Genomic DNA, 25,947 nt, shown 5'->3' on the forward strand with positions numbered 1-25,947 from the left:
GCTTCCCATCGCGGGAAGGTCAAGGTTTACCGTCAACTTTTTTCGCTATGGACGAATTACCTGCGCCGCGGCAGTCGCTCATCGCCGTTGCGCACACTTCCCAGCCACCACCGAGCGCTTTATAGATGCTCACCACGGCAAGCCGTTGCCGGGTGCGTGCGTGCGCCACAGCCCGCCGACTGCTGAAGTCGGCCCGTTCGGCTTCGAGAACCTCCAGGTAAATGCCCTGACCCGCCGCAAAGCGCAGCCGGGAGAGCCTCGCCGCTTCGCGGTTCGACGCCGCTTCGAGCAACCGCAGCGCAAGCAGGTCGGCCGCTTCGACGTAGGCTTTGAAGGCATCATCCGTTTCACGCAGCGCACGCAGCACCGTCTGGTCATAAATCAATAACGCCTGTCGCGCCTGCGCCTCGCTGGCGGCGATCCGGGCGCGCACGCGGCCGATATCAAGAAATGACCAACGAATGATTGGCGCGATGAAGCCGGACAGCACGCCGGCGCCATTTATCGCATCGAGATTGCCGGCGACCAGTCCGATCGAGCCTCGCGCCTCAACGTGCGGGTAGAGATCCGCTGTTTCAACGCCAATCCGGGCGGTGGCCGCGGCCAGCTCCCGCTCCGCCGCCGCAATGTCGGCGCGCCGGGCAAGCAGGGCGCCGGGCGTACCCACGGCGATAGCCCGCAGCGCAGGCAGCTGACTCTCCCGTTCGGTGGCCGGAGGACGGAATGTTTGGGGCGTTTCGCCAAGCAGCGTCGCCAATACGTTGACGGCGGCGGATCGGCGGCGTTCCAGTTCCGGCGTCGTCGCTTCGACGCTGAGCAAGAGCGCCTCGGCGCGCAATCGGTCAACTTCGCTGGCGACGCCGGCACGCATTTGTCTTTCAATCTGCGCCAGGCTTTCACGCTGGCTTTGGTTGATGTCGGCGACCACCTTAAGTTCGGCCTCAACACCGCGCAGTTCGAACCAGGTGGCGGCCACTTCGGCGGCGACGCCCGCCTGAACGCCCCGCAGCAGTGCTTCACGGCTTCCCGCCTGCGCCTGAGCGAGTTCAACCGAGCGCCGAACGCGCCCAAAGAGGTCGATTTCCCATGCGGCGTCAAGCGCGCCGCGGTAGGTTTCCGCCTGGCGCGGCTGGGCGGCCATTTTTTCTGCCTCCCCCCGTCGACGCGTCTCATAACTCAACGCGACGTCGCCGCGCGGCAGGAAATCCTGCCGTTGTTCACGCAACAGGGCCTTGGCTTCGTCCAACCGGGCGACGGCGATGCCGACATCATGGTTCGCCGCCAACGCGCGCCGAATCAATTCGGTGAGCGCCGGATCGTCGAAGATGCGCCACCATGCGATCTCGACATCGCCGGCGCCGAGTCCCGCCGGCGATGGGCCGAAGCCGGAGAGAGGCCGGGGGGCGGGCGGCGAGTAATCTGGACCGACCGCCGCACACCCGGTTAACAAGGCGATCGCACTCAGCGGCAATAAAAAGGTTCTACGAAGATTTCTCATCAGACTCGCTCCTTACGCTGGCTTTGCCTTTGGTACGGTATTGCTCGAATCGCGCCGTCAGGCCGCGGATCACCACATAAAACACCGGTGTCAGGAACAGGCCGAACAAGGTCACGCCCAGCATGCCGGCGAATACTGCAACCCCCATGGCATGGCGCATTTCCGCACCCGCACCGCTGGCGAAGATCAACGGAATGACGCCGGCAATAAACGCGATCGAAGTCATCACGATCGGTCTTAGCCGCAGTCGGCAAGCCTTAATCACCGCCTCGAGCGTGTTTGCACCTTCATCCTCCAGACTGCGGGCAAACTCGACGATCAGGATGGCGTTTTTGGCGGCCAAACCGACCAGCACAATGAGGCCTATTTGCACGAAAACGTTGTTGTCACCCCCCAACAGCCAGACGCCAATCATGGCGCTCAACAGACACATCGGCACGATCAGCAGTACGGCCAAAGGCAGCAGCCAGCTGTTGTATTGCGTGGCCAGAATGAGATAAGCGAGCAGTACGCACAGTGGGAAAATGAACAGCGCCGCGTTGCCCGCGAGCTTTTGCTGATAGGTGAGATCGGTCCATTCGACGGTCATGCCTTCCGGCAGCGTCTCTTTTGCCAGTTGCTCCATCAAGGCCACCGCTTGACCGGAACTGACACCTATCGCCGCGCCGCCCGAGATATCGGCCGATGGGTAGCCGTTGTAACGGATGATGCGATCCGGGCCGGAGCCGGGCGTCACGGTAACAAAGGAAGACAGCGGCAGCATGTCACCGGCCGCGTTGCGCACCTGCAGTCGGCCGATGGCTTCCGCTTGCATGCGATGGTTGGCATCGGCCTGGGCGGTCACCTTGTAAGTGCGGCCGAATCGGTTGAAGTCGTTGATGTAAAGCGAGCCGAGGTAGATTTGAAGCGACTCGAACACATCCGCCAGGCTGACACCCTGACTTTTCGCCTGCGTACGGTCGATAACCACATCAAGTTGCGGCGCATTGATGTCCAGGCTGGTCATCAGACCGGCGATCTGTCCCGATTCGGTGGCTTTCACCATCAGGAGCCGCGTGTGCTCAACCAGAGACTCAAGCCCCGCGCCGCCGCGATCTTCCACCTGCATCTTGAATCCGCCGGTGGCGCCGAGACCGGGGACGGGCGGTGGCGGAAATACGCCGAGGAAACCATCGGGAATGTCGGCGAACTTCGCCTGCAGCCGACCAGCGATGGCTGACGCGGCCAGATCGGGCGTGGCGCGTTCTTTAAACGGATCGAGCATGACGAACATCACGGCGGCGTTCGGCACATTGACGAAGCCGTTGATAGACAGTCCCGGAAAGGCCACGACGCTTTCCACCCCGGGTTCCGCCAGCGCGATCTTCGACATCTGTTTAACGACCGCATCGGTGCGATCCAGCGAGGCCGAGTTGGGCAATTGGGCGATGCCGACGAGATAATACTTATCCTGCATGGGCACGAAGCCCGGCGGTACGGCCTGGAAGCCGAAAAACGTCAGAACGAGCAGCCCGCCGTAAATGGCCAGCGCCACGCCGCTGACGCGCACCGTTTTACGCACGGCATTGGCATACGCGTCCGGCGCGCGTTGGAAAGGCCGGGCGGCGGCTTGCACGATACGCTGAATACGGCCGGGAGCGCGATGTTCCGCCGGATGCGGCCGCAGCAGCAAGCCGGCCAGCGCCGGGCTGAGCGTCAGGGAATTGAGCGCCGACAGCAGGGTAGAAATGGCGATAGTCAATGCGAACTGACGGTAAAATTCCCCTTGTAAACCGCTCAGGAACGCCGTTGGAATGAACACAGCGGCCAGCACCGAGGTGATGGCGATGATCGGCCCGGTGACTTCATCCATGGCGAGCCGTGCGGCTTGCTGCGGCGTTTTACCGTTTTCGATGTGCCGTTCGACATTCTCTACCACCACAATAGCGTCATCGACGACGATACCGATAGACAACACCAAACCGAACAGGGACAGCGTATTGAGCGAGAAGCCCATCAAATGCATGATGGCGAACGTGCCGACCAGCGAGACCGGCACCGCGAGCAGCGGAATGAGCGAGGCTCGCCAGCTACGCAGGAACACTACCACCACGATCACCACCAGCAGGATCGCCTCCAGCAGGGTCGTCACCACCGATTCGAGCGATGCCTGCACGAAAACCGTCGGATCATAGGCGATTCGTGAGCTGAGCCCGGCAGGGAAGTCGCCTTCCAGGCGTTTGACGGTCGCTCTGACCGCCCGAGCGACGTCCAGCGCGTTGGCGCCCGGGCTCTGAATGATTTGCAGCGCGACGGCCGGCTCGCCGTCGAGCAGGCTGCGCAGCGCATACGCATCGGCGCCCATTTCTATACGGGCGACGTCGCGCAAGCGGGTCACCTGGCCGTCGCTGCCGGTGCGGATGATGATATCGCCAAACTGTTTCTCATCGGCCAGCCGCCCCAGGGTATTGACCGTAACCTGAAATGCGGCATTGGAGTCGGGCGCCTGACCGACGGAACCGGCCGCCACCTGCACGTTTTGCTCGCGCACCGCAGCGATCACATCGCCGGCGGTTAGCCCGCGTGCGGCGATCAGATCCGGATCCAGCCAGAGCCGCATGCTGTATTCGCCGGCTCCCCAAACCTGGACATCGCTGACACCCGGAATACGGGACAGCTCATCACGAACCTGCAGGTAAGCGTAATTCGAGATATACAGCGGATCGTAGCGTTGGTCGGGCGACAGAAGATGCACCACCATCAGGATGTCCGGTGAGGTTTTCTGCGTCACCACGCCCTGATGCTGCACCTCTGCAGGCAACCGGGGTAACGCGCGCGCCACCCGGTTTTGCACCTGGATCTGCGCCATGTCGGCATTCGTTCCTTGCGCAAACGTGACGGTCAACGTCATTCGGCCGTCGGTCGCCGCCTGTGAAGACATATAAAGCATGCCTTCAACGCCGGTGATGGCTTGCTCCAGCGGCGTGGCCACCGTTTCCGCGATCACTTTCGGGTTGGCGCCGGGGTAAAAGGCGGTCACTTGGACGGTGGGCGGCGTGACCGCCGGATATTCGCTCAGCGGCAATTGGAACAGCGCCACGATGCCGGCGATCAACGTCAAGATGGAAAGAACAATGGCGAAGATCGGGCGTTTGATGAAGAAGCGGGGAAATGTCATGTCGCATCTCCCATCGTGTTCGGTTGTGTCGCCGGCGTGCCGTCAATCATCGTAGGGCGGGGGGTGACCGCCATGCCGGGGCGCACCAGCCCTTTCACCACGATGCGTTCTCCCGGTTGCAGCCCTCGCTCTATCACGCGCATCCCATCAACAACCGGGCCAAGTTCTACCGGGCGGTATTCGGTCTTGTTGTTTTTATCGACGACCAGGACATAACGACGGCTTTGATCGGTGCCAATTGACCGATCGGCAATCAACACCTTCGCCTGTGGTGCGCCGGTTTCCAGCTTGATCTTGGCGAACAGCCCCGGGGACAGCCGTCCATCGGGGTTATCGATTACCGCGCGCAGGCGTACCGTGCCGGTCGTCCGTTCGGCAGCATTGGCGATAAAGTCGACGCGGCCGGGACGTGAGTACGTTTTGTCGCCGATCAACGCCGTCATGACCTTGATCTCATGCGTTGCCGTCTTATCGCGCCAGGCGGCCAGCGATTGCAAATAGGTGCGTTCATCGACGTCAAAGTAGACGTGGAGTGGGTTGACGGAAACGATGGTGGTGAGCGCCGTGATGCCGCTGGCGACATAGTTGCCTTCGGTGATGAGCGTCCGCCCGACGCGCCCGGCGATTGGCGCGGTGACGCGCGTAAACGTCATGTCCAATTGCGCCGCCGTCAACGCCGCCTTTGCCGCGTTGACCCGCGCCTTACTCACATTCATCGCGGCAGTGGCGGCATCGAAAGGCTCGCGGGCGATGACTTTTTGGTTGAACAGCGTTCGGGCGCGCGCAAAGTCGGCCTGGGCGAGCGTAGCGGTGGCTTCGGCCTCTTGCAGTCGCGCCGCTGCAGCGTCCAGCGCCGCCTGGAAGGGCCGCGGATCGATACGAAATAGCGGATGGCCTTTTTCAATGACGCGCCCTTCAGGGACGTTCACGGCCTGTATGTACCCGGCGACCCGCGGCCGCAGCTCAACGCGCTGGACGGCGGTCAGGGAACCGCTGAATTCGACAAAAGGGGTGACCGGACGCACCAGCACCTCGGCCACCGGTACGGCAGGTGGCGGCGGTGCGGTGGCGGACGGTGCGCTGTCGTTGCACCCGGCGACGGCGAAAGCGATGCTTACCGCCGCTGCCGTCGAGAGGAGAGTTTTAGCTTTCATCATTTGACCTTTTCTACCGACGTCGACTGTGGAATTTACTGCGTAGCAGCAGCTCATCCTGCGTTATCCGGCTTCCAACGTTGGCAAGGTCAAGCGATTTAGGGCGGGGCGATAGTGCGGTCGCTGATACCCGCATGACGAGTGACAATAACCTCGTGCCGCAAGAGCGGTACGAGGTTGCGCGTTTATTGCTGCAGTACCTCGGCGAACTTCGCCAGCCACTGCGGATGCGCCGGCCAGGCCGGGGCGGTGACCAGATTGCCGTCGACGTGCGCCTGATCGATGCCGATCTCCGCATAATGACCGCCGCCGAGCCGCACCTCAGGCGCGCAGGCCGGGTAGGCGCTGCAGGTGCGGCCTTTCAACACTCCGGCCGCCGCCAGCAGCTGCGGGCCGTGGCAAACGGCGGCGATCGGTTTTTTCGCGGCGTCAAACGCCTGTACCAGCGCGATCACGTCGGGGTTCAGACGCAGGTATTCCGGCGCCCGACCGCCGGGGATCAAGAGCGCATCGTAGTGCTCTTCTTTGGCGGCGGCGAAGTCGGCGTTCAGGGTGAAACGGTGGCCGGGTTTCTCGCTGTAGGTCTGCGCGCCGTCAAAATCGTGGATCGCGGTCTGGATGTAGTCGCCGACAGCTTTGCCGGGGCACACGGCGTCCACCCAATGGCCGATCATCTGCAATGCCTGAAACGGCACCATGGTTTCATAATCTTCGGCGTAGTCGCCGACCAGCATCAGGATTTTTTTCTTGCTCATGATCACAACTCATGCAGGAGGGGGAATGCCTAAGGTATAGCCCAGCCCCCCTTGGAATGCGAACCGCAAAGTGCTGTGGAATACAGGATACAAAAGCGTAAAAATTGAGTTGACTTTCTTGGTAAGAATAAAGGCCATAATTATCTTGGCGATCTAATCAGTAATGAATTTGATTTTCGTTTGTTTCCTATGATAGAAAAACGGCTCCCCACTAAATGGAAAGGAAATCTGCTAGCACGCTTCATACGAACACATAAGAATTCTGTGATTATTACCATTGCGTAATAATGGAAAGCACTTATTTAATTTTTTATTATTTTGAAGGAACAAGAAAATGCCTATTTTAAATCGCTGTGCCACAGCCTGCGCACTGGCGCTGAGCCTGCTGGGGAGCTCGGTTGCAGCACACGCTGGGGAACAAGAGGAGCTCACCCAAAAACTGGATGAGTCGGTAATGACGTATGCTTACTCTAAGAGTAGTAGCGATATGGACACCATTAATGAACTGATAAAAAATGGCGCTCACCCCACTATTCAAACGGTATGGTATGCCGCCTATTACAAACAGCCGGCGCTGCTCGATCGTTTTCTTGATATGTCGGTGAATGTGAACCAAGCCATCAGTGACAATGGAGAAACCGTATTGTTGTCAGCGTTGGGAAATACCGACAAGTCTGAATTATCCGATGATGACCTTCACATTTTACAGAGCTTGCTAAAAGCGGGTGCCAATACCAATGTCATTGCACAAGGGGGGACTAATACACCGCTTATTGCCGCCGCCCAAAGCCAAGGAGCCGCGCCCGCGCTGGTGAAATTATTGCTGCAATTTGGTGCGGATGCCAAGCAGGTTACCCCGCAAGGATTCTCACCGATAATGGGGGAAGGGGCGGCTAATCTGGAGGTCATCAAACTGCTGGTAGCCGCCGGTACAGATCCTTATGGCGTGAGCAAGGTAGGATCAACGCCTTTGCACTTTGTTTGCACGAGGGATTCTTCCCAGGACGGCCAGCCGGACCCGCAAGCGGCGCAGCGTATCGCCTTGTTGCATAAACCCGGAACCTCTATCGATGCCCAACCGGCCCAGCAACAGGCCTGGCCTGTTGGCACACCGCTGCTGGAAAGCCTGACCAGCAATAATCCTGACTGCGTCAAGGCGTTGTTGGCTGCGGGTGCTGATAAAGATGCGCTGGCCTTCCCGGCAGAGTATGTGGCAGCAGATCCAAGCGTAAAAGGTAAAACGGTTCGTCAGAATATACTCGGGGCGGCAGAAAAATATCCCGACCTGTATTCGCCAGAAATCGTGGCCTTGTTTCAAAAATAGGTGAAAACGAAAAAGGGGGCTTTCGCCCCCTGATAAAATGGCCCGTTCGCAGGCCAAATAAGCCGGTATCAACCTGGGTAGATGCCGCGCTCTTTACGTGCGGTCAGGATGCGCTCACAGGCCACGATGTAAGCGGCGGTGCGCAGGCTGCACTCTTTCTCGGCCGCCTTGTTCCAGACGTGGACCATCGCGTCGGTCATGATCTTGTCCATGCGCTCGTTGATCTCGGACTCGCTCCAGAAGTAGCTCGCCATGTCCTGCACCCACTCGAAGTAACTGACCGTTACGCCGCCGGCGTTACAGATAACGTCCGGAACCACGGTGATGTTGCGGGAACGCAGAATGTCGTCCGCTTCTGGGAAGGTTGGGCCGTTAGCCCCTTCCAGCACCAGTTTGGCGCTGAGGATTTCGGCGCGCTGGCGGGTGATCTGGCCTTCCAGCGCCGCAGGGATCAGGATGTCCATGTCGACCGACCAGAACGCTTCGCTCTCGATCTCGCTGGCGCCAGGGAAACCGGCGATCTGCTTGTGCTTGGCCTGGTATTCGGTCAGCGCGGCCAGGTCGATGCCATCGGCGTTGAACAGGGTAGCGGAGTGGTCCTGGATGGTGACGACGCGCGCGCCGACGCCGACGAACAGACGGGCCGCTTCGCTGCCCACGTTACCGAAGCCTTGTACCGCCACTTTGGCGCCTTCGATCTGCACGCCCAGACGCTTGGCCACTTCGCTGCCGGTGACGAACACGCCGCGGCCGGTCGCTTTCTCACGGCCCAGGGAGCCGCCGAGGTGGATGGGTTTGCCGGTGACCACGCCGGTGATAGTGGTGCCGTGGTTCATGGAGTAGGTGTCCATCATCCAGGCCATCACTTTGGCGTTGGTGCCGACGTCCGGCGCAGGAATGTCTTTCTGCGGCCCGATGATGAAGCCGATTTCACTGGTGTAGCGGCGGGTCAGTCGCTCCAGTTCACCTTCAGACAGTTTGAACGGGTCGACGCGGATGCCGCCCTTGGCGCCGCCGTACGGCAGGTTGACCGCGGCACACTTGATGGTCATCCAGGCGGACAGGGCCATCACTTCGTTCAGATCGACGTCAGGGTGGAAGCGGATGCCGCCTTTGCCAGGCCCGCGCGACAGGTTGTGCTGTACGCGGAAACCTTCGAAGTGACGGATGGTGCCATCGTCCATCTGCAGCGGGATATCGACAATCAAAGCGCGCTTAGGGTGACGCAGCGTATCAACCCAGCGTGACAGGTCGCCGAGGTAAGGGGCGACGCGATCGATTTGTTGCAGATATGTAGCCCAAGCGGTGGTGCTGCTGTCTGAAGCGTAGGATAGCTTTTCCATAACCAACCTTTATATATTAGAGGTATTTATTTCGTTTAACCGTGGATTAGCAAGCGCATAACACTTTGCGACGCTAAATTTACCACTAATTATGCCGGTTGTTAGCCCCCCTCTCATCGGGCCAGCGGACGGTTTTTCGCCGCCTGCAGAGCGATAAATGAATAGTTAATTACTTTTTGTCGGCGGTGAGCGATCACATGCATAATTTATGCATATAAAGCGCATAAAAACCCTTTTTATCTATTTTTCAGAAGCTTGAATGTGATCAAAAAGTTTCATTTTATTTAACTGCCATGTTGACAATGGCATTTCCCCTCGCCAGAGTTAAATTAATGTTAAAACGGCTCCGGCGTCGTTTTTTTGTTGCACAAGGGAAAGTATAACCATTTGATATTGTAGTGTTTACCCACCACGCTCAGGCTTTGTACGCCAAACGTGGGCGATACGACGGCTCACGAGAGCATTTTCTTGGTACCCATTATTATTACCTCCCTGTCACAACGGGGCGGGCAGCGTTTGGTCTCAATTTTTTTTGCCGGTTAGAGCGCCCGCGGGCGCTTCATTCCTGCTGCAACCGCGCATCGGTTGCTTAATCGCCTTAACGACGGACAGGTAACACCATGACAAAAAACCACTGCGATCGGCTGAACCCAGGTTCAGCCGAGGGGCCTCACTGTGCCCAAACCCTGCAGCGCGGGCTGAGTGCGCGCCACATTCAACTGATTTCGATCGGCGGCGCCATCGGCACCGGACTGTTTATGGGCGCCGGGAAAACCCTCGCGCTATCGGGCACCTCCATCGTACTGACTTACGCCATCGTCGGTTTTTTCATGTTCATGGTCATGAGGGCAATGGGAGAGCTGCTGCTCACGCGGCTCGATTACCGCTCGTTCGCCGATTTTGTCTCCGAATACCTGGGGCCGCGCGCCAGCTTTTTTCTCGGCTGGTCCTACTGGCTAAGCTGGGTCGTGACCTGCATTGCCGACGTGGTGGTGTGCGGCGGCTACGTGCAATATTGGCTGCCAGACGTCTCGCCCTGGCTGCCGGCGCTGCTGACGCTGGGGTTTCTGTGTCTGTTCAACATGCTGTCGGTCAAGATGTTCGGCGAGGCCGAATTCTGGTTCGCGATGATCAAGGTGGTGGCGATCGTCGCGTTGATCGCTACCGGCGCCTGGATGGTGTTCAGCGGCTGGACCTCGCCGGACGGCGTGACCGCTTCACTGCATAACGTCACCGATCCCGCCATTTTCATGCCGCACGGCATCTTCGGCTTTTTCGCCGGTTTCCAGATCGCCATTTTCTCCTGCACCGGCATCGAGCTGCTGGGCACGATGTCGGCGGAGACCAAAAACCCCGAGAAGGTGCTGCCGAAGGCGATCAACGCGATCCCGGCCCGCATCATCGTCTTCTACGTGTGCTCGATGCTGACCATTATCGCCGTCACCTCATGGAGCCACATCTCGCCGGACAGCAGCCCGTTCGTGATGCTGTTCGATCGGGCGGGGCTGCCGGCCGCCGCCGCAGTGATCAACTTCGTGGTGCTGACTTCGGCGATGTCCTCGGCCAACAGCGGGGTGTATTCCAGCACCCGCATGCTGTACAGCCTGTCGATGGAAAAGCATGCCCACGGTCAGTTCCGCATTCTGTCGCGCACCACGGCCATTCCGATCCGCAGCCTGCTGTTTTCCTGCTTCTGCATGGTGGCCGGCACCTTGCTGCTGGTACTGGTGCCGAACGTCATGACGCTGTTCACCATCGTTTCTACCGTGGCGGCGATCCTGGTGGTTTACAGCTGGGGCATGATTTTGGTCGCCTACCTGATGTATCGCCAGAAGCGGCCGGATCTGCACGCCGCTTCCCACTTCAAAATGCCGGGCGGGGTAGCGATGGCCTGGCTGACGCTGGCATTTTTCGCCTTTACGCTGGTGCTGATGGTGTTCGATCGCGATACGCTGATCGCGCTGTGCAGCATGCCGCTGTGGTTTACCACGCTCGGCCTGATCTGGCGCTATCGGGTCCGCGACAGCGTGGCGCGCGAGAGCTACGTGTTTTATCGGCGCGGCGCCGAGGCGGAATAACCGGCGAAGGATACGCCGCTTGCCGCCGCTCCGCTCGGCAAGCGGCGGCAACTGCGGTATGCTAAGCGGCTGAACCGCAAACCAAACCGGGCTATACGGAGACCCCCAGCGTGCCGAACTCTTCTTCTCAACTCGACCTTTTGCGATCGGTCGCCGACGGCATCGCCGCGCTGTTTTTCCCGAATGCGGAAGTGGTGATCCACGATCTGGCCACCAACAAGATTGCCTATCTGGCGAACAACCTGTCGAAGCGCAAACCGGGCGATGACGCCGGGCTGGAAGACTTCGAGCTCGATGGCGGCGCCGGCGTGACCGGCCCCTATGAAAAGCTGAACTGGGACGGCAAAAAGATGCGTTCGGTGAGCATCGCCGCGCGCGACGAGCAGGGCAAGCCCAGCTATCTGCTGTGCATCAACCTGAGCACCGCGATGTTCGAGGACGCCCGCAATGCGCTGGACATGTTTTTATCGGTCACGCGATTGCAGCCGCAGCCGCAACAGCTGTTCAAAGACGACTGGCAGGAGAAGATCAACACCTTCCTGCATGACTGGCTGCGGCGCGAGAACGCTGCGCTCGGCGCGCTGAGCCGCGAGCAGAAACGGCGGCTGGTCAGCGATCTCTATCATCAGGGGGCGTTCAAGGCCAAAAGCGCGGCGGATTACATCGCCAACGTGCTGTCGATGGGGCGCGCCACGGTGTACAAGCATTTGCGGGAATTGAAGCAGCAGTAAAGGCGGCGAGAAAGGCGGAAGAAAGGGGCGGCGATGGCCGCCCCTTGTCGTTACCAGCGGTAGTTGACCGAAGCGATAATGCTGCGGCCGCTGCCGTAGAAGCAGGCGTACTCGCCGCTGCACGACGAAACGTATTTCTTGTCCGTCAGGTTCTGCACGTTGAGCTGCAGCGCAGCGCCGCGCAGCGCCGACGAAGCCTGACCGAGGTCATACTTCACCATGGCGTCGTACAGCGTGTAGTGCGGCACGTCGTACTGGCCGATGGCGTCGGCCGGCGCATCGCCGATGTAACGCACGCCGCTGCCGACGGTCAGGCCGTTGAGCGCGCCGCTCAGGAAGCTGTAGCTGCCCCAGGCGGACGCCGCGTGGCGCGGAATGCCCGCCGGGCTGTGGCCGATTTCGTCCGCCGAGTTGGAGTCTTTGGTCACCACGTCGGTGTAGGTGTAGGCGGCGATCAGCTTGATCTCCGGCGTCGGCTGAGCGTGCACTTCCGCCTCAATCCCTTTGGATTTCACCTCACCGATCTGCTCGTAGGCGGAGGTGAGGCGGTTGTAAGACGCCACATTGCGCTGGGTAATGTCGAACCAGGAAAGGGTCAGCAGGGTGTTGCCGCCCGGGATCTGGTACTTCACGCCCACCTCGGTTTGTTTGCCGGTGGTCGGCTTGAGCGGGTCGGCGCCCGGCGCGCTCGGGTACAGGTTAGGATCGAACGAGGTGCTGTAGCTGACGTACGGCGAAATGCCGTTGTCGAAGGCGTAGAGCAGGCCCGCACGGCCGGTGAACTGGGCATCATTGTAGGTCTGCTCTTTGCCGCCGCTGGTGCGATCGCGGGTGTTGACCTGCGACCAGTCCTGACGGCCGGACAGCAGCAGGTTCCAGTGATTCCACTCCAGCTGGTCCTGCAGATACACCCCGACCTGATTCAGCGTCTTCAAATCGCTGGAAGCCAGCGCCAGCGTGCTGCCATCGATGCTGGGGCGAACCGGGTTGGCCCAGTCGATCGGGTAATCGTTGCCGCGATCGCGATACATCTTCGAATCGATATGGCTGTAGCGGTAATCCAATCCGCCCAGCACCGTGTGCTTCACCTCGCCGGTGTCGAACAGGCCCTTCAGCTGGTTATCCACGCCAAACTCGTTGGTCATCTGCGTTTCATGCTGCGCCATGCGGGTGACGGTGTGGTCGTTGACCTTCGAGTTTACGTTATAAACCAGGTATTTATAGTCCTCATCACGGTGGGTGAAGCGCAGGTTCTGGGTAAACGACAGCGCATCGCTGAAGTTGTGCTCGAGGCTGTAGCCAATCGATGCCTGCTCGCGCCGCGACTTGTTGAAGCTGGGTTCGCTGATGTTGAAGTCATAGGGCACATAGCCCGCGCTGGTCGGGAACAGCGTGCCGGCGCGCGGCAGGAAGTTGCGCGACCCGGCTTTCGGATCGTTCTGGTAGCTGGTCAGCAGCGTAAAGCTGGTGTCTTCGTTCGGCAGCCAGGTGAAGGCCGGCGCGATGGCCACCCGTTGCTGCTTGCTGTCTTTGACGAACTCGTGCTCGGTTCTGGCGATACCGTTCAGGCGATAGAACAGGGTGTTGTCGTCGTTGAGTTTGCCGCCGAAATCGAACGCCGTTTCCGCCAGATGGCGGTTGCCGGTGCTGAATTTGACTTCGTGAATGCTCTGGGCGGTAGGGCGTTTACTGGTCATAACCACCACGCCGCCGGGGCTGACCTGGCCGTACAGCACGCCGGCCGGGCCGTGCACCATCTCCACGCGCTCCAGCAGCCAGGGGTCGATCTGCCCGGCGCCGCCATTTTGGCTCGAGAGGCCAAAGTGCAGACCGTCGAGCAGTTTGGGCGCATAGCGGAAGCCGCGGCTGATCACTTCGTCATTGCGGTTGGAGTTGCCGCGGTAGGTGGTGATCACCCCGCTGGTGTAGTTCAGCGCGTCGGCGACCGACGCCGGTTCCTGGTCGTTCATTTGCTCGCGCGTGACCACGGAGATGGACTGCGGCGTCTTGCGCAGAGAGGCGGCGGTCTTGGTGCCGGCGGCGCTCTCTTTGGCGACGATCCCTTTGACCGGCGCGGTCACGCTGTTTTGCGCGTCGGCGGTCACCAAAATCGTTTCGTCCGCTGCCGCAGACGCGTGTTGCGCCAAGGGCAATAACGCCAGCGCCGATCCCAGCAACAGACGCCTGGCGGACATCGCCTCCGTATTCCCGTTAGCTATCCCTTTGTTTTTAATCTTCATTATCTCTCCTGCATACCTGCGTTGTGTGTTATGCCACCCTGATAAACCCCGAAATATCGGCGAGCGGTATTCACCCGTCGACGCGGAGACGCCGTATGTGCACGACGGTAAAAATCCGACAAATAGTATTGAAAATGATAATGAGTATCAATACGATTGTCAGGTTTTGTAAAAATCACTCATGTTATGTAAGGGGCGCTATGGAGTTTTTGCCGGAAAAGAGGCCAGGAAACGACCTTGAGGGATTGGCGGCGCAATGGCTGCGTGAAGAGGCGGCGGGGCAATCCTCGTGGTGGCAAAAGGTTGCCGCGCAGGGCACGCCCATCGTCGAAGCGTTCGACGAACGCCACGTCAAAATGACCTGGCTATGGCGCGACCCCGCCGGCGATGAACGGCACTCGCCGATATGCCGCGTTTACGCCGATATCAACGGCATTACCGATCACCACAGCACGTCCCCCAGCAGCCTGACCAGGCTCCCCGGCACCGACGTTTGGTACGGCTCGGCCGTTATCGATCGCCGCTGGCGCGGCAGCTACAGCCTGATCCCCATTACCGAGCGAGACCTCCCCCCCGTATTCAGCGACGACGAAACGTTACGCGACCGCCAGCAGCGTGCCTGGTGGGTATCGCTGTTCCCGTTGGCGATCGCCGATCCGCTGAATCGCCTCTCGCTGGGGCCGTCCCATCGCCCGCGGCCCGTATCCCTGGCGCAAGGGCCGGATGCCGACGATCAAAGCGCCTGGCAGGCCGCCGATCGGCCGCTGGATGAGGCGCGGCTACAGCTATTTCAGTGGCGCAGCGAACGGCTGGGTAACCAGCGGCGCGTTTGGCTGTATGCCAGCGGCGACGCGGCGGTGAAAGCGAACCGCCCGCTGGTGCTGCTGCTCGACGGCCAAAACTGGATCGAAAGGCATGCGCTGCTGCCGGTGATTGAGAACGAGACCGCAAAAGGGCAGTTGCCGCCCGCGTGCTGGCTGCTGATCGATGCGATCGATGGCGAACACCGGGAAAACGAGCTGCCCTGCAACGCCGTCTTCTGGCAGGCGGTGATCGACGAACTGCTGCCGCAGGCGCAGCGCCGCGAAGCGTTCAGCGAGACTGGGGCGCGCACCGTGGTCGCCGGCCAGAGCTACGGCGGGCTGGCGGCGTTATACGCCGGTTTGCACTGGCCCGAGCGCTTTGGCCACGTGCTGAGCCAGTCCGGCTCCTTCTGGTGGCCTACGGTGCAATTTGTGACCCAGTTCGAAAAACGCCACGAACTGGAGGAAGGCTGGCTGATACGCCAGGTTCGGCAGCGCAACGCGGCGGCACCCAAGCTCACCGTGATCCAACAGGCCGGCGATCGGGAGGCGGACATCGAATTCGTCAATCGCCAGATGCACCAGGCGCTGACGGCGGCCGGGCACCGCGCCGACTACCGCGTGTATTCCGGCGGACATGACGCGCTCTGCTGGCGCGGCGGCCTGGTGGACGGCGTGCGCCGGCTGCTTTCCGCAATGAAGTAATCCCACATTTTGACAGACAGGTAATGAAAATGACTCAGGAACAACAAAACCCGTTCGATGACGAAAGCCTCCGTTTCTCCGTGCTGGTCAACGCGCAGCAGCAGTATTCGCTGTGGCCGCAGTTTGCCGATACGCCGCAGGGGTGGCGCGTGTTGATGGGGCCGGCGTCGCGCGGCGAGTGCATCGACTACATCGAAACGCACTGGCAGGACATGCGGCCGGCGGCGCTGAAAGCGACGGATGCGGCGCGTTAAGCGCCTGGCAGTCAATCGATATATTCCGTTTGAGGGAAAGGACAGACACCATGTCAGAAACGCTTTCTTTACCGGATACTCAGGTCGAGTATCGGGATTATCCGCTGGTTGCTGCGCAGCCGGGGATCTGGATCGCCGACCAAATCGCGCTGCGCCGCAACAGCTTCGCCGTGGCGCACTACACCGAACTGCACGGCGCTATCGATCGTTCGGCGCTGGAGCGCGCGATCCGTCAAGGGCTGGCCGAAGCGGATACGGTTCAGGCGCGATTCTTTGAGGCGCAGGACGGCCAGCCGGTGCAGCGTTTACCGCTGATAGCCGATCCCGCACGCGTGCAGGCGCCGGAGTGGTTCGATTTCAGCGCGCGGCCGGACGCCGAGCAGGCGGCGCTGGCGCTGATGAACGACGATCTGGCGCAGGATCTGCCGGCGGACGGCGAACGGCCGCTCTATCGCCATGCGGTGATCCGCGTCAGCGCCGATCGCTGGTTCTGGTACCAGCGCTTTCATCATCTGACCCTGGACGGCTTCAGCTTCGAGGCCATCACCCGCCGGATCGCCGATATCTATCGCGCGCTGCGTCACGGGCTGTCGCCGGCGGCATCGCCGTTTACCCCGTTCGGCAAGGTGGTGGAAGAGTATCAGCAATGGCAAACGTCGCCGGCGCGCCGGCGGGCGGCCGAATTCTGGCAACAGCATCTGTGCGATTTGCCGTCGCCGCTGTCGTTATCGACGGAGAGTCGGGAGGTTGAACCGGGCGCCCGGCCGCTCAAACAGGCGCTGGTGCTGCCGGAATCGCTGTTTGACGAAGCGCTGCGCGATGGCGCGCTGCAGTCGCTGCAACCGGCCGATATCGTCACGGCGGCGCTGGCGATGTATCTGGCGCGCATGAGCGGCGAAACCCGTTTTTCACTCGGTTTTCCTTTCATGCGCCGTATGGGCTCCCAGGCGCTGGCGGCGGTCGGCCCGGTGGTTAACGTGCTGCCGCTGCTGCTGAATGTGACGCCGGAGATGTCGCTGGCGGACGTCTGCCAGGCGACCGTGGCGCAAATCAAACAGGCGCGCCGCCATCAACGCTATGAAGCGGAGCAGATCAAACGCGATCTCGGCCTGGTCGGCGGCCATCAGGAACTGTACGGCCCGGTGATCAACGTCAAGGTTTACCACAGCGCCTTGTCTTTCGACGGGCAGGCGGCCGTTACCCATACGCTGGCGATGGGGCCGGTCGACGATCTCGAGTTTGAGATCGGCTTTCGCAACGGCGTGCTGACGCTGTCGTTGGTGGCCAACCCGGCCAAATACTCGCCGCGCACCTTGCATCACCACGCGGAGCGCATCGGCCATTGGCTGCAGCAACTGGCGCGGCAGCCGCACCAGCCGAACGGTCAACTGGCGTTGATCGGCGAAGGGGAGTTAAAGCAGCTCGCGGCCTGGGGGCGCGGCGCGCATCTGACGCCGCCGGCGGGCATGGTGTCGATCATGGATGCGTTTCAGCGCCAGGTTGAGCGGCAGCCCGAGGCGCTGGCGGTGGCCTGCGGCGATGTGCGCCTCAGCTACCGTCAGCTCTCCGAACGGGTGATGCAGCTGGGGCGAGTGCTGATCGAAAGCGGCATCGGCGCGGAAGACGTGGTCGCCATCGGCATTCCGCGCTCGGTGGACACGCTGGTCGCGCTGTTCGGCGTGTTGGCCAGCGGCGCGGCCTATATGCCGCTCGATCTGGATTACCCGCGTGAACGCCTGGCGCTGATGTGCGACGACGCGCGGCCGGCGATGTTGCTGACCCACCGCGCTACGCAGGCCAATATGCCGGATCTGCCACAGGTATTGTGCCTGGACGACGCAGCGTGCCTGGCGCGCTGCGCGGCCGCCGAAGCTGCGCCGATAACGGATGCCGAACGGCGTGCGCCGCTGAACGAGGCGCATCTGGCCTATATGATTTACACCTCCGGTTCGACCGGCAAACCCAAGGGCGTGATGTCCACGCACCGCGGGCTGCTGAACCTGTTCCTGTCGCATCAGGCCTCGCTGTTTGGCCCGGCGATCGAAAAATTCCAGGCTCGCCATGGGCGCCGCCTGCGCGCCGGCCATACCGCTTCGTTCTCTTTCGACTCCTCCTGGGAACCGCTGTTCTGCATGATGATGGGCAGCGAACTGGTCATCTTCGATGAGGAGCTGCGCCGCGATCCCTGGGCGCTGCTCGAACAAACCCAACAGACGCCGATCGATCTGCTGGACATCACGCCGTCATTCTTCTCGCAACTGGTGGACTGCGGCCTGCTGAAGGGGCAGTTCCCGCTGCCAGCGTTCGTGATGATCGGCGGCGAGGCGGCGACGCCGACGCTGTGGAACCTGATGCAACAGCATCCGGAGGTGGAGATCCACAACTATTACGGCCCGTCCGAATACACCGTCGATACCCTCGGCGCGCCGGTCACTGCCGCCGAACAGCCGGTGATTGGCCGTCCCCTCGCCAATACCGAAGTCTGGCTGCTCGACGGCCGCCTGCAGCCGGTGCCGATCGGCGCGGCGGGCGAGCTGTACATTTCCGGCAAAGGCATCGCGCGCGGTTACCTGCGGCGCCCGGATCTGACGGCGGCGCGCTTTGTCGCCAATCCGTTCGCCGAAGGCGAGGTGATGTACCGCAGCGGCGATCTGATGCGCTGGAGCGCGGAGGGCCAGCTGGTGTTCATTGGCCGGACCGATCACCAAATCAAGGTGCGCGGCTTCCGCGTCGAGCTGGGTGAGGTGGAAAGCGCCTTGGCCGCCTTGCCGGACGTGGGGCGGGCAGTAGCGATCGCCGAGCCGATCGGCGCCACCTATCGCCTGATCGGCTATTGCTCGGTACAGGATGACGCGCGCCGTGCCTCACCCTCGCTGCAAAGCGAACTGCTGGGGCAACTGGCGCAGCGTCTGCCGGATTATATGGTGCCGGCGATCCTGGTGGTGATGCCGGAGCTGCCGCTTAACGTGAATGGCAAGATTGACCGCCAGGCGCTGCCCAAACCGCAGGAGACGCTGGCGCAAAGCATTCGCGAGCCGGCCACCGAGCAGGAAAGGCTGATTTGCGGCGCCATGGCGCAGCTGCTGGGGATGGATCGCATCGGCGCCGACGACGATTTCTTCGCGCTCGGCGGCGACAGCATCTCGGCGATGGGGCTGGGCACCGCCCTGCGGCGCAAAGGGTATCTGCTGCGGCCGCGCGAGATCTTCGCGCTGCACACCCCCGCGCGCATGGCGCAGGCGATGCAGCCGCTGGCCGTAGACTCTCAGGCTGCGCGCAGCGTGCAACAAGGCCCGATCGACGGGCTGCCGATCCTGCATTGGTTTGCCGAGACGGGCGATATGCATCGTCGCTTCGCGCACGGCGTTTTTCTGCGCGTGCCTGCCGAGCTGCAACCGGAACAGCTGCGTTATGCATTGGAACAGCTGCGTACGGCGCACCCGGCGCTGGGCGCGCGGATCCGCGAGGGGCAGTTGGTGGTTGAAACCGCCGCCGCCGGTGAGCTGATGCAGGTTCATAACGTATCCGGTGAGCTGGAGTTAGCGGCGGAACAGGCGTTTGATGCCGCACTTGACCATCTCGAACCGGCTGCCGGCGCCATGATGCAAGGCATCCTGTTGCAGCGCGACGGGCAGAGCCTGGGGCTGGTGCTGGCGATCCATCACCTGGTAGTCGACGGCGTTTCCTGGCGCATCCTGCTCGACGAGCTGCGGCAGGTGGCCGACAGCGCCATGCAGGGGCAGCCGATCACCTTGCCGCCGGAAGAAACCTCGCTCTATGAGTGGTCTGCACGCCTACGAGCCGACGCTGAACGCCGGGAAGCCGAGCTGCCGTTCTGGCGGCGGATGCTGGCGGACGGCGCACCGCGTTTGGGGCGACGCGCGCTGGATCCGCTTAGCGATCGCACTGGCGACGTATCGGAAAAACGCACGTTACTCGACAGCCGGCTGACCGCCGCGCTGCTCGGCACATTGCCGCAGGGATACCGCGCGCAGGTTGAAGAGATCATGCTGTGCGCGCTGGCTCAGGCCTGCCGCCGCCGTTTCCAGGCCGCTTCGCTGCGTTTCTCTCTGGAGTCGCACGGCCGCGCAGAACTGGACGACGGACTCGATCTGGCCCGCACCGTCGGCTGGCTGACGGCGGAGTATCCGCTGCACATTGAACTGCATGACGCTGAGCACAATGAGGCCGTGCGTGCGGTGAAACGGGCGACGCGAGCGGTGGCCGATCGCGGCGTCGGTTATGGCCAGCTGCGTTATCTGCATCCGCAGCGTGACGAACTGGCGGCGCTGGCGCAGCGCAATGCGCCGGAAATCTTGTTCAACTACCTCGGGCGTTTCAGCCAGGATGAGGGGAACTGGACGCCGCAACGCAGCCAAACCCGCTTCCGCGACGCCTTCGCCGTGGCGCAGGATGCGCAGCAGGCGCTGTCGTATGGCCTGGAGGTGAATATCTTTGTCGAAGAGCGGCGCGACGGCGCCTGCCTGGCGATCAACTGGAGCTGGCTGGAGGCGATTTTCAGCGAGAGCGACATTGCGCAGCTGCACAGCGGCATCGAGCAAGCGGTGCGTTCACTGTGCGAGTTTGCCGAGCGTCATCCCGAACGCGCGGCGGCAACGTTGGTGGCGGCCGAGATCGCCCAGCCGAACGTTGACGATGAGACGGTGCGCGCCTGGGAGCAAGAGTGCGGGCCGTTGGCCGCGGCGCTGCCGCTGTTGCCGTTGCAACATGGCCTGCTGTTCCATGCGCAGACGGCGCAGCAGGGCGGCAGCTATAACTCGCTGACGCGCCTGAGCCTCTGCGGCGAGCTGGACGAACATCAACTCCAGCAGGCGCTGAATGCGGTGATCCGCCGCCATCCGCAGCTGGCCGCCCGGTTCAACCGCGAAGGGGAACCGCTGCAGCTGATACCGCAGGAAAGCCATTGGCCGCTGGACAGTCGTAAGCTGCCGCCGCTGTCCGAAGAGCAAGAAGCGCAGGCGCTGCATGAACTGGAACAGGAAGAGTTGCGGCGCGATCTGTTTAATCAGCCGGGCGCGATGCTGCATGCGCTGCGGATCAAACACGGCGATAGCGAACGCTACACGCTGTTCCTTAACGCGCACCATCTGATTGTCGACGGCTGGTCGACGCCGGTGGTGCTCAACGATCTGATGCTGGCCCTGCGTGAAGGCGAGCAGGCGTTGCCGCCGCTGCGCTCGAACTACGCCGATATCGTGCGCCGCCTGACCGCGCGGGATGCCGACGCCTCGCGCCGCCTCTGGCGTGAGACGCTGCAGGATGTGCGCCCGACGTTGTTGTTCGGTGAATCGCATAACGATCGCGTGCATGAGTTGGAAATGACGCTGCCGCCGGCCGAGGAAAGGCGCTTGCTGACCCTGTGCCGCGAACGCGGGTTGACGCTCAATACCCTGATGCAGGGCATCTGGGCGCTGCAGCTGGCCAGCTGTTGCGGCCATCAGGACGTGGTGTTCGGCTCGCCGGTTTCCGGCCGCTTTGGCCAGATAGAAGGGATTGAGGAACACGTTGGCCTGTTCAGCAACACGCTGCCGGTGCGGGTTCGTCTGCAGCATGACCGTTCGTTGACGGATCAACTGACCGAACTGCAGCATCGGCAGATTGAACTGCTGGAGCACGACGATTTGGGTTTGGGGGAGATCCAGCATCTGGCCGGGGCGGGCACGCTGTTCGACACGCTGTTGGTGGTGGAAAACTACCCGGACAACGACGCCTTGCTTGGCGGCGCAGGTTCCTTGCGCTGCGATGCCATCCGTAACAAAGGCTATACCCACTATCCGCTGACGCTGCTGGTGCTGCCGGGCGAGCGCCTGCGTCTGCTGATGGAGTACCGCGATTCGGTGCTGCAGCCTGAACGCTTCGCCGCACGGCTGATGGCGCTGCTGCAACAGTGGATAGCGCAGCCGGATCTGCCGCTGCCGCACTGGCAATTGCAAACGCCGCAGGAGCAGGCGCTGGTCGCGGCGGTCAACCGCACCGGGCAGGCGGTGGCGGACACCACCTTGCATCAGGCGATCGCCGAGCAAGCGCGGCGCACGCCGGAACGCATCGCGCTGCAGGACGCCGGGCACAGCCTCAGCTACCGTGACATGCAGCGCCAGGCCGCGCTGTTGGCCGAACGGCTGACGGCGGCCGGCATTCAGCCGGGCGATATCGTCGCGGTGGCGTTGCCGCGTTCGGTACGCCTCAGCCTGGCGCTGACGGCGATTGTGCAGACCGGCGCCGCCTGGCTGCCGCTGGATACCGGTTACCCGGACGAGCGGCTGGCCTACATGGTGGAGGACGCCAAACCACGGCTGATTATCACCGAGAGCGCGTTGGATGCCCGCTTCGCCGCGCTGGCGCCGACGCTGCGGTTCGATGCGCTGGATGACAGCGGGCGCGAACCGGCACCGCGCCCAGCGGCGGGGAGCGGCGATTATCCCGCCTACGTGCTGTATACCTCCGGCTCGACCGGGCGGCCGAAAGGCGTGGTGGTGAACCACCGGGCGATCGTCAACCGTCTGTTCTGGATGCAGCATGAGTATGCGCTTGATACGCAGGACGTGGTCCTGCAGAAAACGCCGTGCAGCTTCGACGTTTCCGTTTGGGAGTTCTTCTGGCCGCTGATGGTCGGCGCGCGTCTGGTGATGGCGCCGCCGGAGGCGCACCGCGATCCGCAAGCGCTGACGACCTTGATCGACGACTATGGCGTGACCACGCTGCATTTCGTTCCGTCGATGTTGGCTATCTGGGTTGAGGCGCTGAACGAACGGGCGCCGCAGCGCGCCGCCGCCAGCCTGAAACGCGTGTTCTGCAGCGGCGAGGCGTTGTCGTGTGAACTGGCTTCCCGCTATCAGGCGTTGGTTGCCGCGCCGCTGCATAACCTGTATGGCCCGACGGAGGCAGCGGTCGATGTTACCTATCAACCGGCGTCCGGCGAGGCATTGGCGGCGGTGAACGGCGCCGGCGTGCCGATCGGCAAACCGGTCTGGAACACCCAACTGAGCATTCTCGACGCCATGCTGCGGCCGGTGCCCGTCGGCTGCGCCGGCGATCTCTACCTGCGCGGCATTCAGCTGGCCGACGGCTATCTGCATCGGCCGGGATTGACGGCGCAGCGGTTTGTCGCCGATCCCGCCGGCAACGGCGCGCGCATGTATCGCACCGGCGATATCGCCCGCTGGCTGGAGGACGGCAGCGTCGAGTATTTGGGCCGCAGCGACGATCAGCTGAAGATCCGCGGCCAGCGCATCGAGCTGGGCGAAATCGAGCAGGCGCTGCTGGCGCAGCCGGGGGTAGCGCAAGCGGCGGTGCACGCCATCGAACTGGGCGAGGGCGCGGCGGGACTGGGCGGCGCCGATATGCGGCAGCTGGTTGCCTGGCTGATCGCCCAACCGGGCGTGACGCTGGATACCGCCGTACTGCATCAGGCGCTGGAGGCGCGTTTGCCGGCGCATATGATGCCGGTCAGCTATGTCATGACCGACAGCTTCCCGCTCAGCGCCAGCGGCAAGCTGGATCGCAAGGCGTTGCCGCGGCCGCAGCTGAACCCGCAGAGCGGCCGCGCGCCGCAAAGCGACAGCGAGCGCCTGCTGGCGGCGCTGTTCGGGGAACTGCTGGGGCGCGAGACGGTGTATGCCGACGACGACTTCTTCGCACTGGGCGGCCACTCGCTGCTGGCGATGCGTTTGGCGGCGGAATTGCGGCGGCGCGTCCCTCGGCCATTGAGCGTCGGGCAAATCATGTTCGCCCGCAGCCTGGAGAAGATGGCGCATCTGCTTGATGACGTGCAGGCCGCCAACTCGGCCGAAAGCCGCGGCGTCGGCGAATGCCTGCAACTGCGGGCCGGCCAAGGCCCGGCGCTGTTCTGCCTGCATCCGGCTTCCGGTTTCGCCTGGCAGTACTCGGGGCTGAGCCGTTATCTGCCGGGGAGCTATCCGATTATCGGGCTGCAGTCGCCAAGGCCGGATGGTGCCATCGCCACCTGCGAAGACATTGAGCAGATGGTCGATCGTCATCTCGCCACTCTGCGCCGCCTGCAGCCGCAGGGGCCTTACTACCTGCTGGGCTATTCGCTCGGCGGCACGCTGGCGCATTCGATGGCCGCGCGTCTGCAGCAGCAGGGGGAGGAGGTGGCGTTCCTCGGCATGCTGGATACCTATCCGCCGGAAGGCCAGGACTGGACCGGCCCCACCGAGGAGGAGGCGCAGAAGGAGGTGGCGCAGGAGCAGGCCGAGTTTATGGCGGAAGATCATGGCGATCCGGCGCTGATGGCGGAAAAGGCGACGATGTTTGACAGCATCGTCGCCAACTATCGCGACGCGGTGCGCCTTCTGTCTCAAGCGCGCAGCCGGCGTTTCCACGGCACGGCAACGCTGTTCGTCGCCGACCGGACGCTGCCGCCAGAGATGGACATCAACGCCGTGTGGGCGCCGTATCTGGATGGGCTGATCTGCCATCACCAAGGCTGCGAGCACGCAGACATCCTGTCGCCGGCCTCACTGGAGACGCTTGGGCCGCTATTGCATTCGCTGCTGACGCGGCAATACGGGTTGGTATAACGCAACCGGGCCGGGGCGTGCGCCACGGCCCGTACTAAAACATGATATGCAGGACACTATGGCCAGATCTTCTTTTTTTCTTGATTTCAGCTTGCTGAGAAGCAATGCGCATTTTCGCGCGATTTTCTGCGCCCGCATGCTGTCGGTGTTTTCCCTCGGCATGCTGGCGGTGGGGGTGCCGATTCAGATCCAGGCGATGACCGGCTCCACGTTGCAGGTGGGCGTGGCGGTGGCGCTGGACGGGGTGGGCATGTTTATCGGCCTGATGCTGGGCGGGGTGCTCGCCGATCGCTACGATCGCCGCAAGCTGATCCTGTTCGCGCGCGGCACCTGCGGGCTGGGCTTTGTCGCCCTGAGTTTGAACGCCTTCGCCCCGGCGCCTTCGCTGTGGGCGCTCTACCTGCTGGCGGCCTGGGACGGGTTCTTTGGCGCACTGGGCATGACGGCGCTGATGGCGGTGATCCCGCTGCTGGTTGGGCGTGAAAACCTGGCGGCGGCGGGGGCCTTGAGCATGGTGACGGTGCGCATCGGCGCGATCCTGGCGCCGGCGCTGGGCGGGATTATCATCGTGTTCGGCGGTGTCGGTCTCGCTTTCGCCGTCGCGGCGGCCGGGACGCTGGGCACCCTTGTGCCGCTAGTGCGCTTGCCGACGCTGCTGCCGCAGCAGCAGGAGCCGGAACACCCGCTGCGCGCGCTCGCCAGCGGCTTCCAGTTTGTCTGGCGCAATAAGGTGGTCGGCTCGGTGGTGTTGCTGGGGATGTTGATGAGCATCGTCGGCGCCGTCAGGGTGCTGTTCCCGGCGCTGGCGCAGGACGCTTACCACGTCGGCGCCTCCTCAATTGGCCTGATGTATTCTGCGGTGCCGCTCGGTGCGATGCTGGGCGCGCTGACCAGCGGTTGGGTGGGGCGTTTCTCTCGCCCTGGCGTGCTGATCCTGGCCGCCGCTATCGTCGCGTTCACCGCCATCGCATCGCTGGGGCTGTTCAGCCATCTGGCGCCGGCGCTGTTGGCGCTGGTGTGCTACGGCTATGCCAATGCCATCGCCTCACTTCTGCAGTTCATGCTGATCCAGAGCAACACGCCGGACCATCTGCTGGGGCGGGTGAACAGCCTCGGCACCGCACAGGACGTGACCGGCGATTCGATCGGCGCGCTGGGGCTCGGCGTTCTGGGCAGGATGTTTACCCCGTTGATGAGCGTGCTGTCGTTCGGTGCGTTCGCCGCCTTGTTGGGCGTGCTGGTGGCCTGCAGCGTGCGCACGCTGCGCCAGTGCCGGCCGGCAGACGCGTTGGTCGAGCACGATGAACCCGCTCCGGCAACCTCAGCGGCGGCGGACAATTAACC

Annotated in this window: 13 protein-coding genes; 7 read left to right on the plus strand and 6 right to left on the minus strand. The window is 62.5% G+C overall.

The features are described from left to right. Window positions 1-19: 19 nt before the first annotated feature. The 4 genes from JL05_RS16330 to JL05_RS16345 form a co-directional block, all read right to left on the minus strand. The gene (locus JL05_RS16330; protein ID WP_033633014.1) at window positions 20-1,498 is read right to left on the minus strand and encodes an efflux transporter outer membrane subunit; all 1,479 of its coding nucleotides are present in this window, start codon (window positions 1,496-1,498) and stop codon (window positions 20-22) included. Then, window positions 1,482-4,655, minus strand: coding sequence for an efflux RND transporter permease subunit (locus JL05_RS16335; protein ID WP_033633015.1), 3,174 nt, complete (start codon window positions 4,653-4,655; stop codon window positions 1,482-1,484). The genes JL05_RS16330 and JL05_RS16335 overlap by 17 nt, the downstream gene beginning before the upstream one ends. Beyond that, a complete protein-coding gene (locus JL05_RS16340; protein ID WP_274519002.1) occupies window positions 4,652-5,812 on the minus strand; it encodes an efflux RND transporter periplasmic adaptor subunit in 1,161 nt (386 codons plus the stop codon). Before JL05_RS16340 ends, JL05_RS16335 begins: the two co-directional genes overlap by 4 nt. A gap of 182 nt (window positions 5,813-5,994) precedes the next feature. Continuing rightward, entirely contained in the window at window positions 5,995-6,564 is a 570-nt protein-coding gene (locus JL05_RS16345) for a DJ-1/PfpI family protein (protein ID WP_033633016.1), read from the minus strand. A 334-nt stretch (window positions 6,565-6,898) separates the two neighbouring features. On the opposite strand from JL05_RS16345, the gene JL05_RS16350 reads away from it, so the two are divergent. Further along, window positions 6,899-7,888, plus strand: a complete 990-nt coding sequence (locus JL05_RS16350; protein WP_033633017.1) for an ankyrin repeat domain-containing protein — start codon at window positions 6,899-6,901, stop codon at window positions 7,886-7,888. A 68-nt stretch (window positions 7,889-7,956) separates the two neighbouring features. Here the strand turns inward: JL05_RS16350 and JL05_RS16355 are convergent, their stop codons facing one another. Continuing rightward, complete coding sequence (locus JL05_RS16355) at window positions 7,957-9,231, minus strand: Glu/Leu/Phe/Val family dehydrogenase (protein ID WP_004937972.1); 1,275 nt, start codon at window positions 9,229-9,231, stop codon at window positions 7,957-7,959. Window positions 9,232-9,851: 620 nt separating this feature from the next. Here JL05_RS16355 and JL05_RS16360 point away from each other — a divergent pair. Beyond that, on the plus strand, window positions 9,852-11,309 hold the full coding sequence (locus JL05_RS16360; protein WP_033633019.1) for an amino acid permease: 1,458 nt from the start codon (window positions 9,852-9,854) through the stop codon (window positions 11,307-11,309). A 110-nt stretch (window positions 11,310-11,419) separates the two neighbouring features. After that, window positions 11,420-12,040 (plus strand): helix-turn-helix transcriptional regulator, encoded by a 621-nt coding sequence (locus JL05_RS16365; RefSeq protein ID WP_033633020.1) that lies wholly within the window; start codon window positions 11,420-11,422, stop codon window positions 12,038-12,040. 50 nt (window positions 12,041-12,090) lie between these two features. Here the strand turns inward: JL05_RS16365 and JL05_RS16370 are convergent, their stop codons facing one another. Next, window positions 12,091-14,280, minus strand: a complete 2,190-nt coding sequence (locus JL05_RS16370; protein WP_033633021.1) for a TonB-dependent siderophore receptor — start codon at window positions 14,278-14,280, stop codon at window positions 12,091-12,093. Window positions 14,281-14,480: 200 nt separating this feature from the next. Between JL05_RS16370 and fes the strand changes: the two genes are divergently transcribed. Genes fes through entS form a run of 4 tightly spaced genes read left to right on the plus strand, consistent with a single transcriptional unit; the run spans window position 14,481 to window position 25,945 of the window. Next, window positions 14,481-15,788, plus strand: coding sequence for an enterochelin esterase (fes, locus tag JL05_RS16375; RefSeq protein ID WP_238545853.1), 1,308 nt, complete (start codon window positions 14,481-14,483; stop codon window positions 15,786-15,788). 29 nt (window positions 15,789-15,817) lie between these two features. Next, window positions 15,818-16,042: an MbtH family protein gene (locus JL05_RS16380; RefSeq protein ID WP_033633649.1), complete on the plus strand. Its 225-nt coding sequence runs from the start codon at window positions 15,818-15,820 to the stop codon at window positions 16,040-16,042. A 50-nt stretch (window positions 16,043-16,092) separates the two neighbouring features. Then, entirely contained in the window at window positions 16,093-24,603 is an 8,511-nt protein-coding gene (locus JL05_RS16385; protein WP_033633023.1) for an amino acid adenylation domain-containing protein, read from the plus strand. 58 nt (window positions 24,604-24,661) lie between these two features. Next, entirely contained in the window at window positions 24,662-25,945 is a 1,284-nt protein-coding gene (entS, locus tag JL05_RS16390; protein ID WP_033633024.1) for an enterobactin transporter EntS, read from the plus strand. Window positions 25,946-25,947 lie beyond the last annotated feature (2 nt).

This window comes from Serratia nematodiphila DZ0503SBS1 (genome assembly GCF_000738675.1).
Lineage (GTDB): Bacteria > Pseudomonadota > Gammaproteobacteria > Enterobacterales > Enterobacteriaceae > Serratia > Serratia nematodiphila.

Excerpts from the sequence above, each read along its gene's own strand:
- JL05_RS16330 (WP_033633014.1), bottom strand. The coding sequence starts at position 1,498 with ATGAGAAATCTTCGTAGAACCTTTTTATTGCCGCTGAGTGCGATCGCC.
- JL05_RS16335 (WP_033633015.1), bottom strand. The coding sequence starts at position 4,655 with ATGACATTTCCCCGCTTCTTCATCAAACGCCCGATCTTCGCCATTGTT.
- JL05_RS16340 (WP_274519002.1), bottom strand. The coding sequence starts at position 5,812 with ATGATGAAAGCTAAAACTCTCCTCTCGACGGCAGCGGCGGTAAGCATC.
- JL05_RS16345 (WP_033633016.1), bottom strand. The coding sequence starts at position 6,564 with ATGAGCAAGAAAAAAATCCTGATGCTGGTCGGCGACTACGCCGAAGAT.
- JL05_RS16350 (WP_033633017.1), top strand. The coding sequence starts at position 6,899 with ATGCCTATTTTAAATCGCTGTGCCACAGCCTGCGCACTGGCGCTGAGC.
- JL05_RS16355 (WP_004937972.1), bottom strand. The coding sequence starts at position 9,231 with ATGGAAAAGCTATCCTACGCTTCAGACAGCAGCACCACCGCTTGGGCT.
- JL05_RS16360 (WP_033633019.1), top strand. The coding sequence starts at position 9,852 with ATGACAAAAAACCACTGCGATCGGCTGAACCCAGGTTCAGCCGAGGGG.
- JL05_RS16370 (WP_033633021.1), bottom strand. The coding sequence starts at position 14,280 with ATGAAGATTAAAAACAAAGGGATAGCTAACGGGAATACGGAGGCGATG.
- fes (WP_238545853.1), top strand. The coding sequence starts at position 14,481 with ATGGAGTTTTTGCCGGAAAAGAGGCCAGGAAACGACCTTGAGGGATTG.
- JL05_RS16380 (WP_033633649.1), top strand. The coding sequence starts at position 15,818 with ATGACTCAGGAACAACAAAACCCGTTCGATGACGAAAGCCTCCGTTTC.
- JL05_RS16385 (WP_033633023.1), top strand. The coding sequence starts at position 16,093 with ATGTCAGAAACGCTTTCTTTACCGGATACTCAGGTCGAGTATCGGGAT.
- entS (WP_033633024.1), top strand. The coding sequence starts at position 24,662 with ATGGCCAGATCTTCTTTTTTTCTTGATTTCAGCTTGCTGAGAAGCAAT.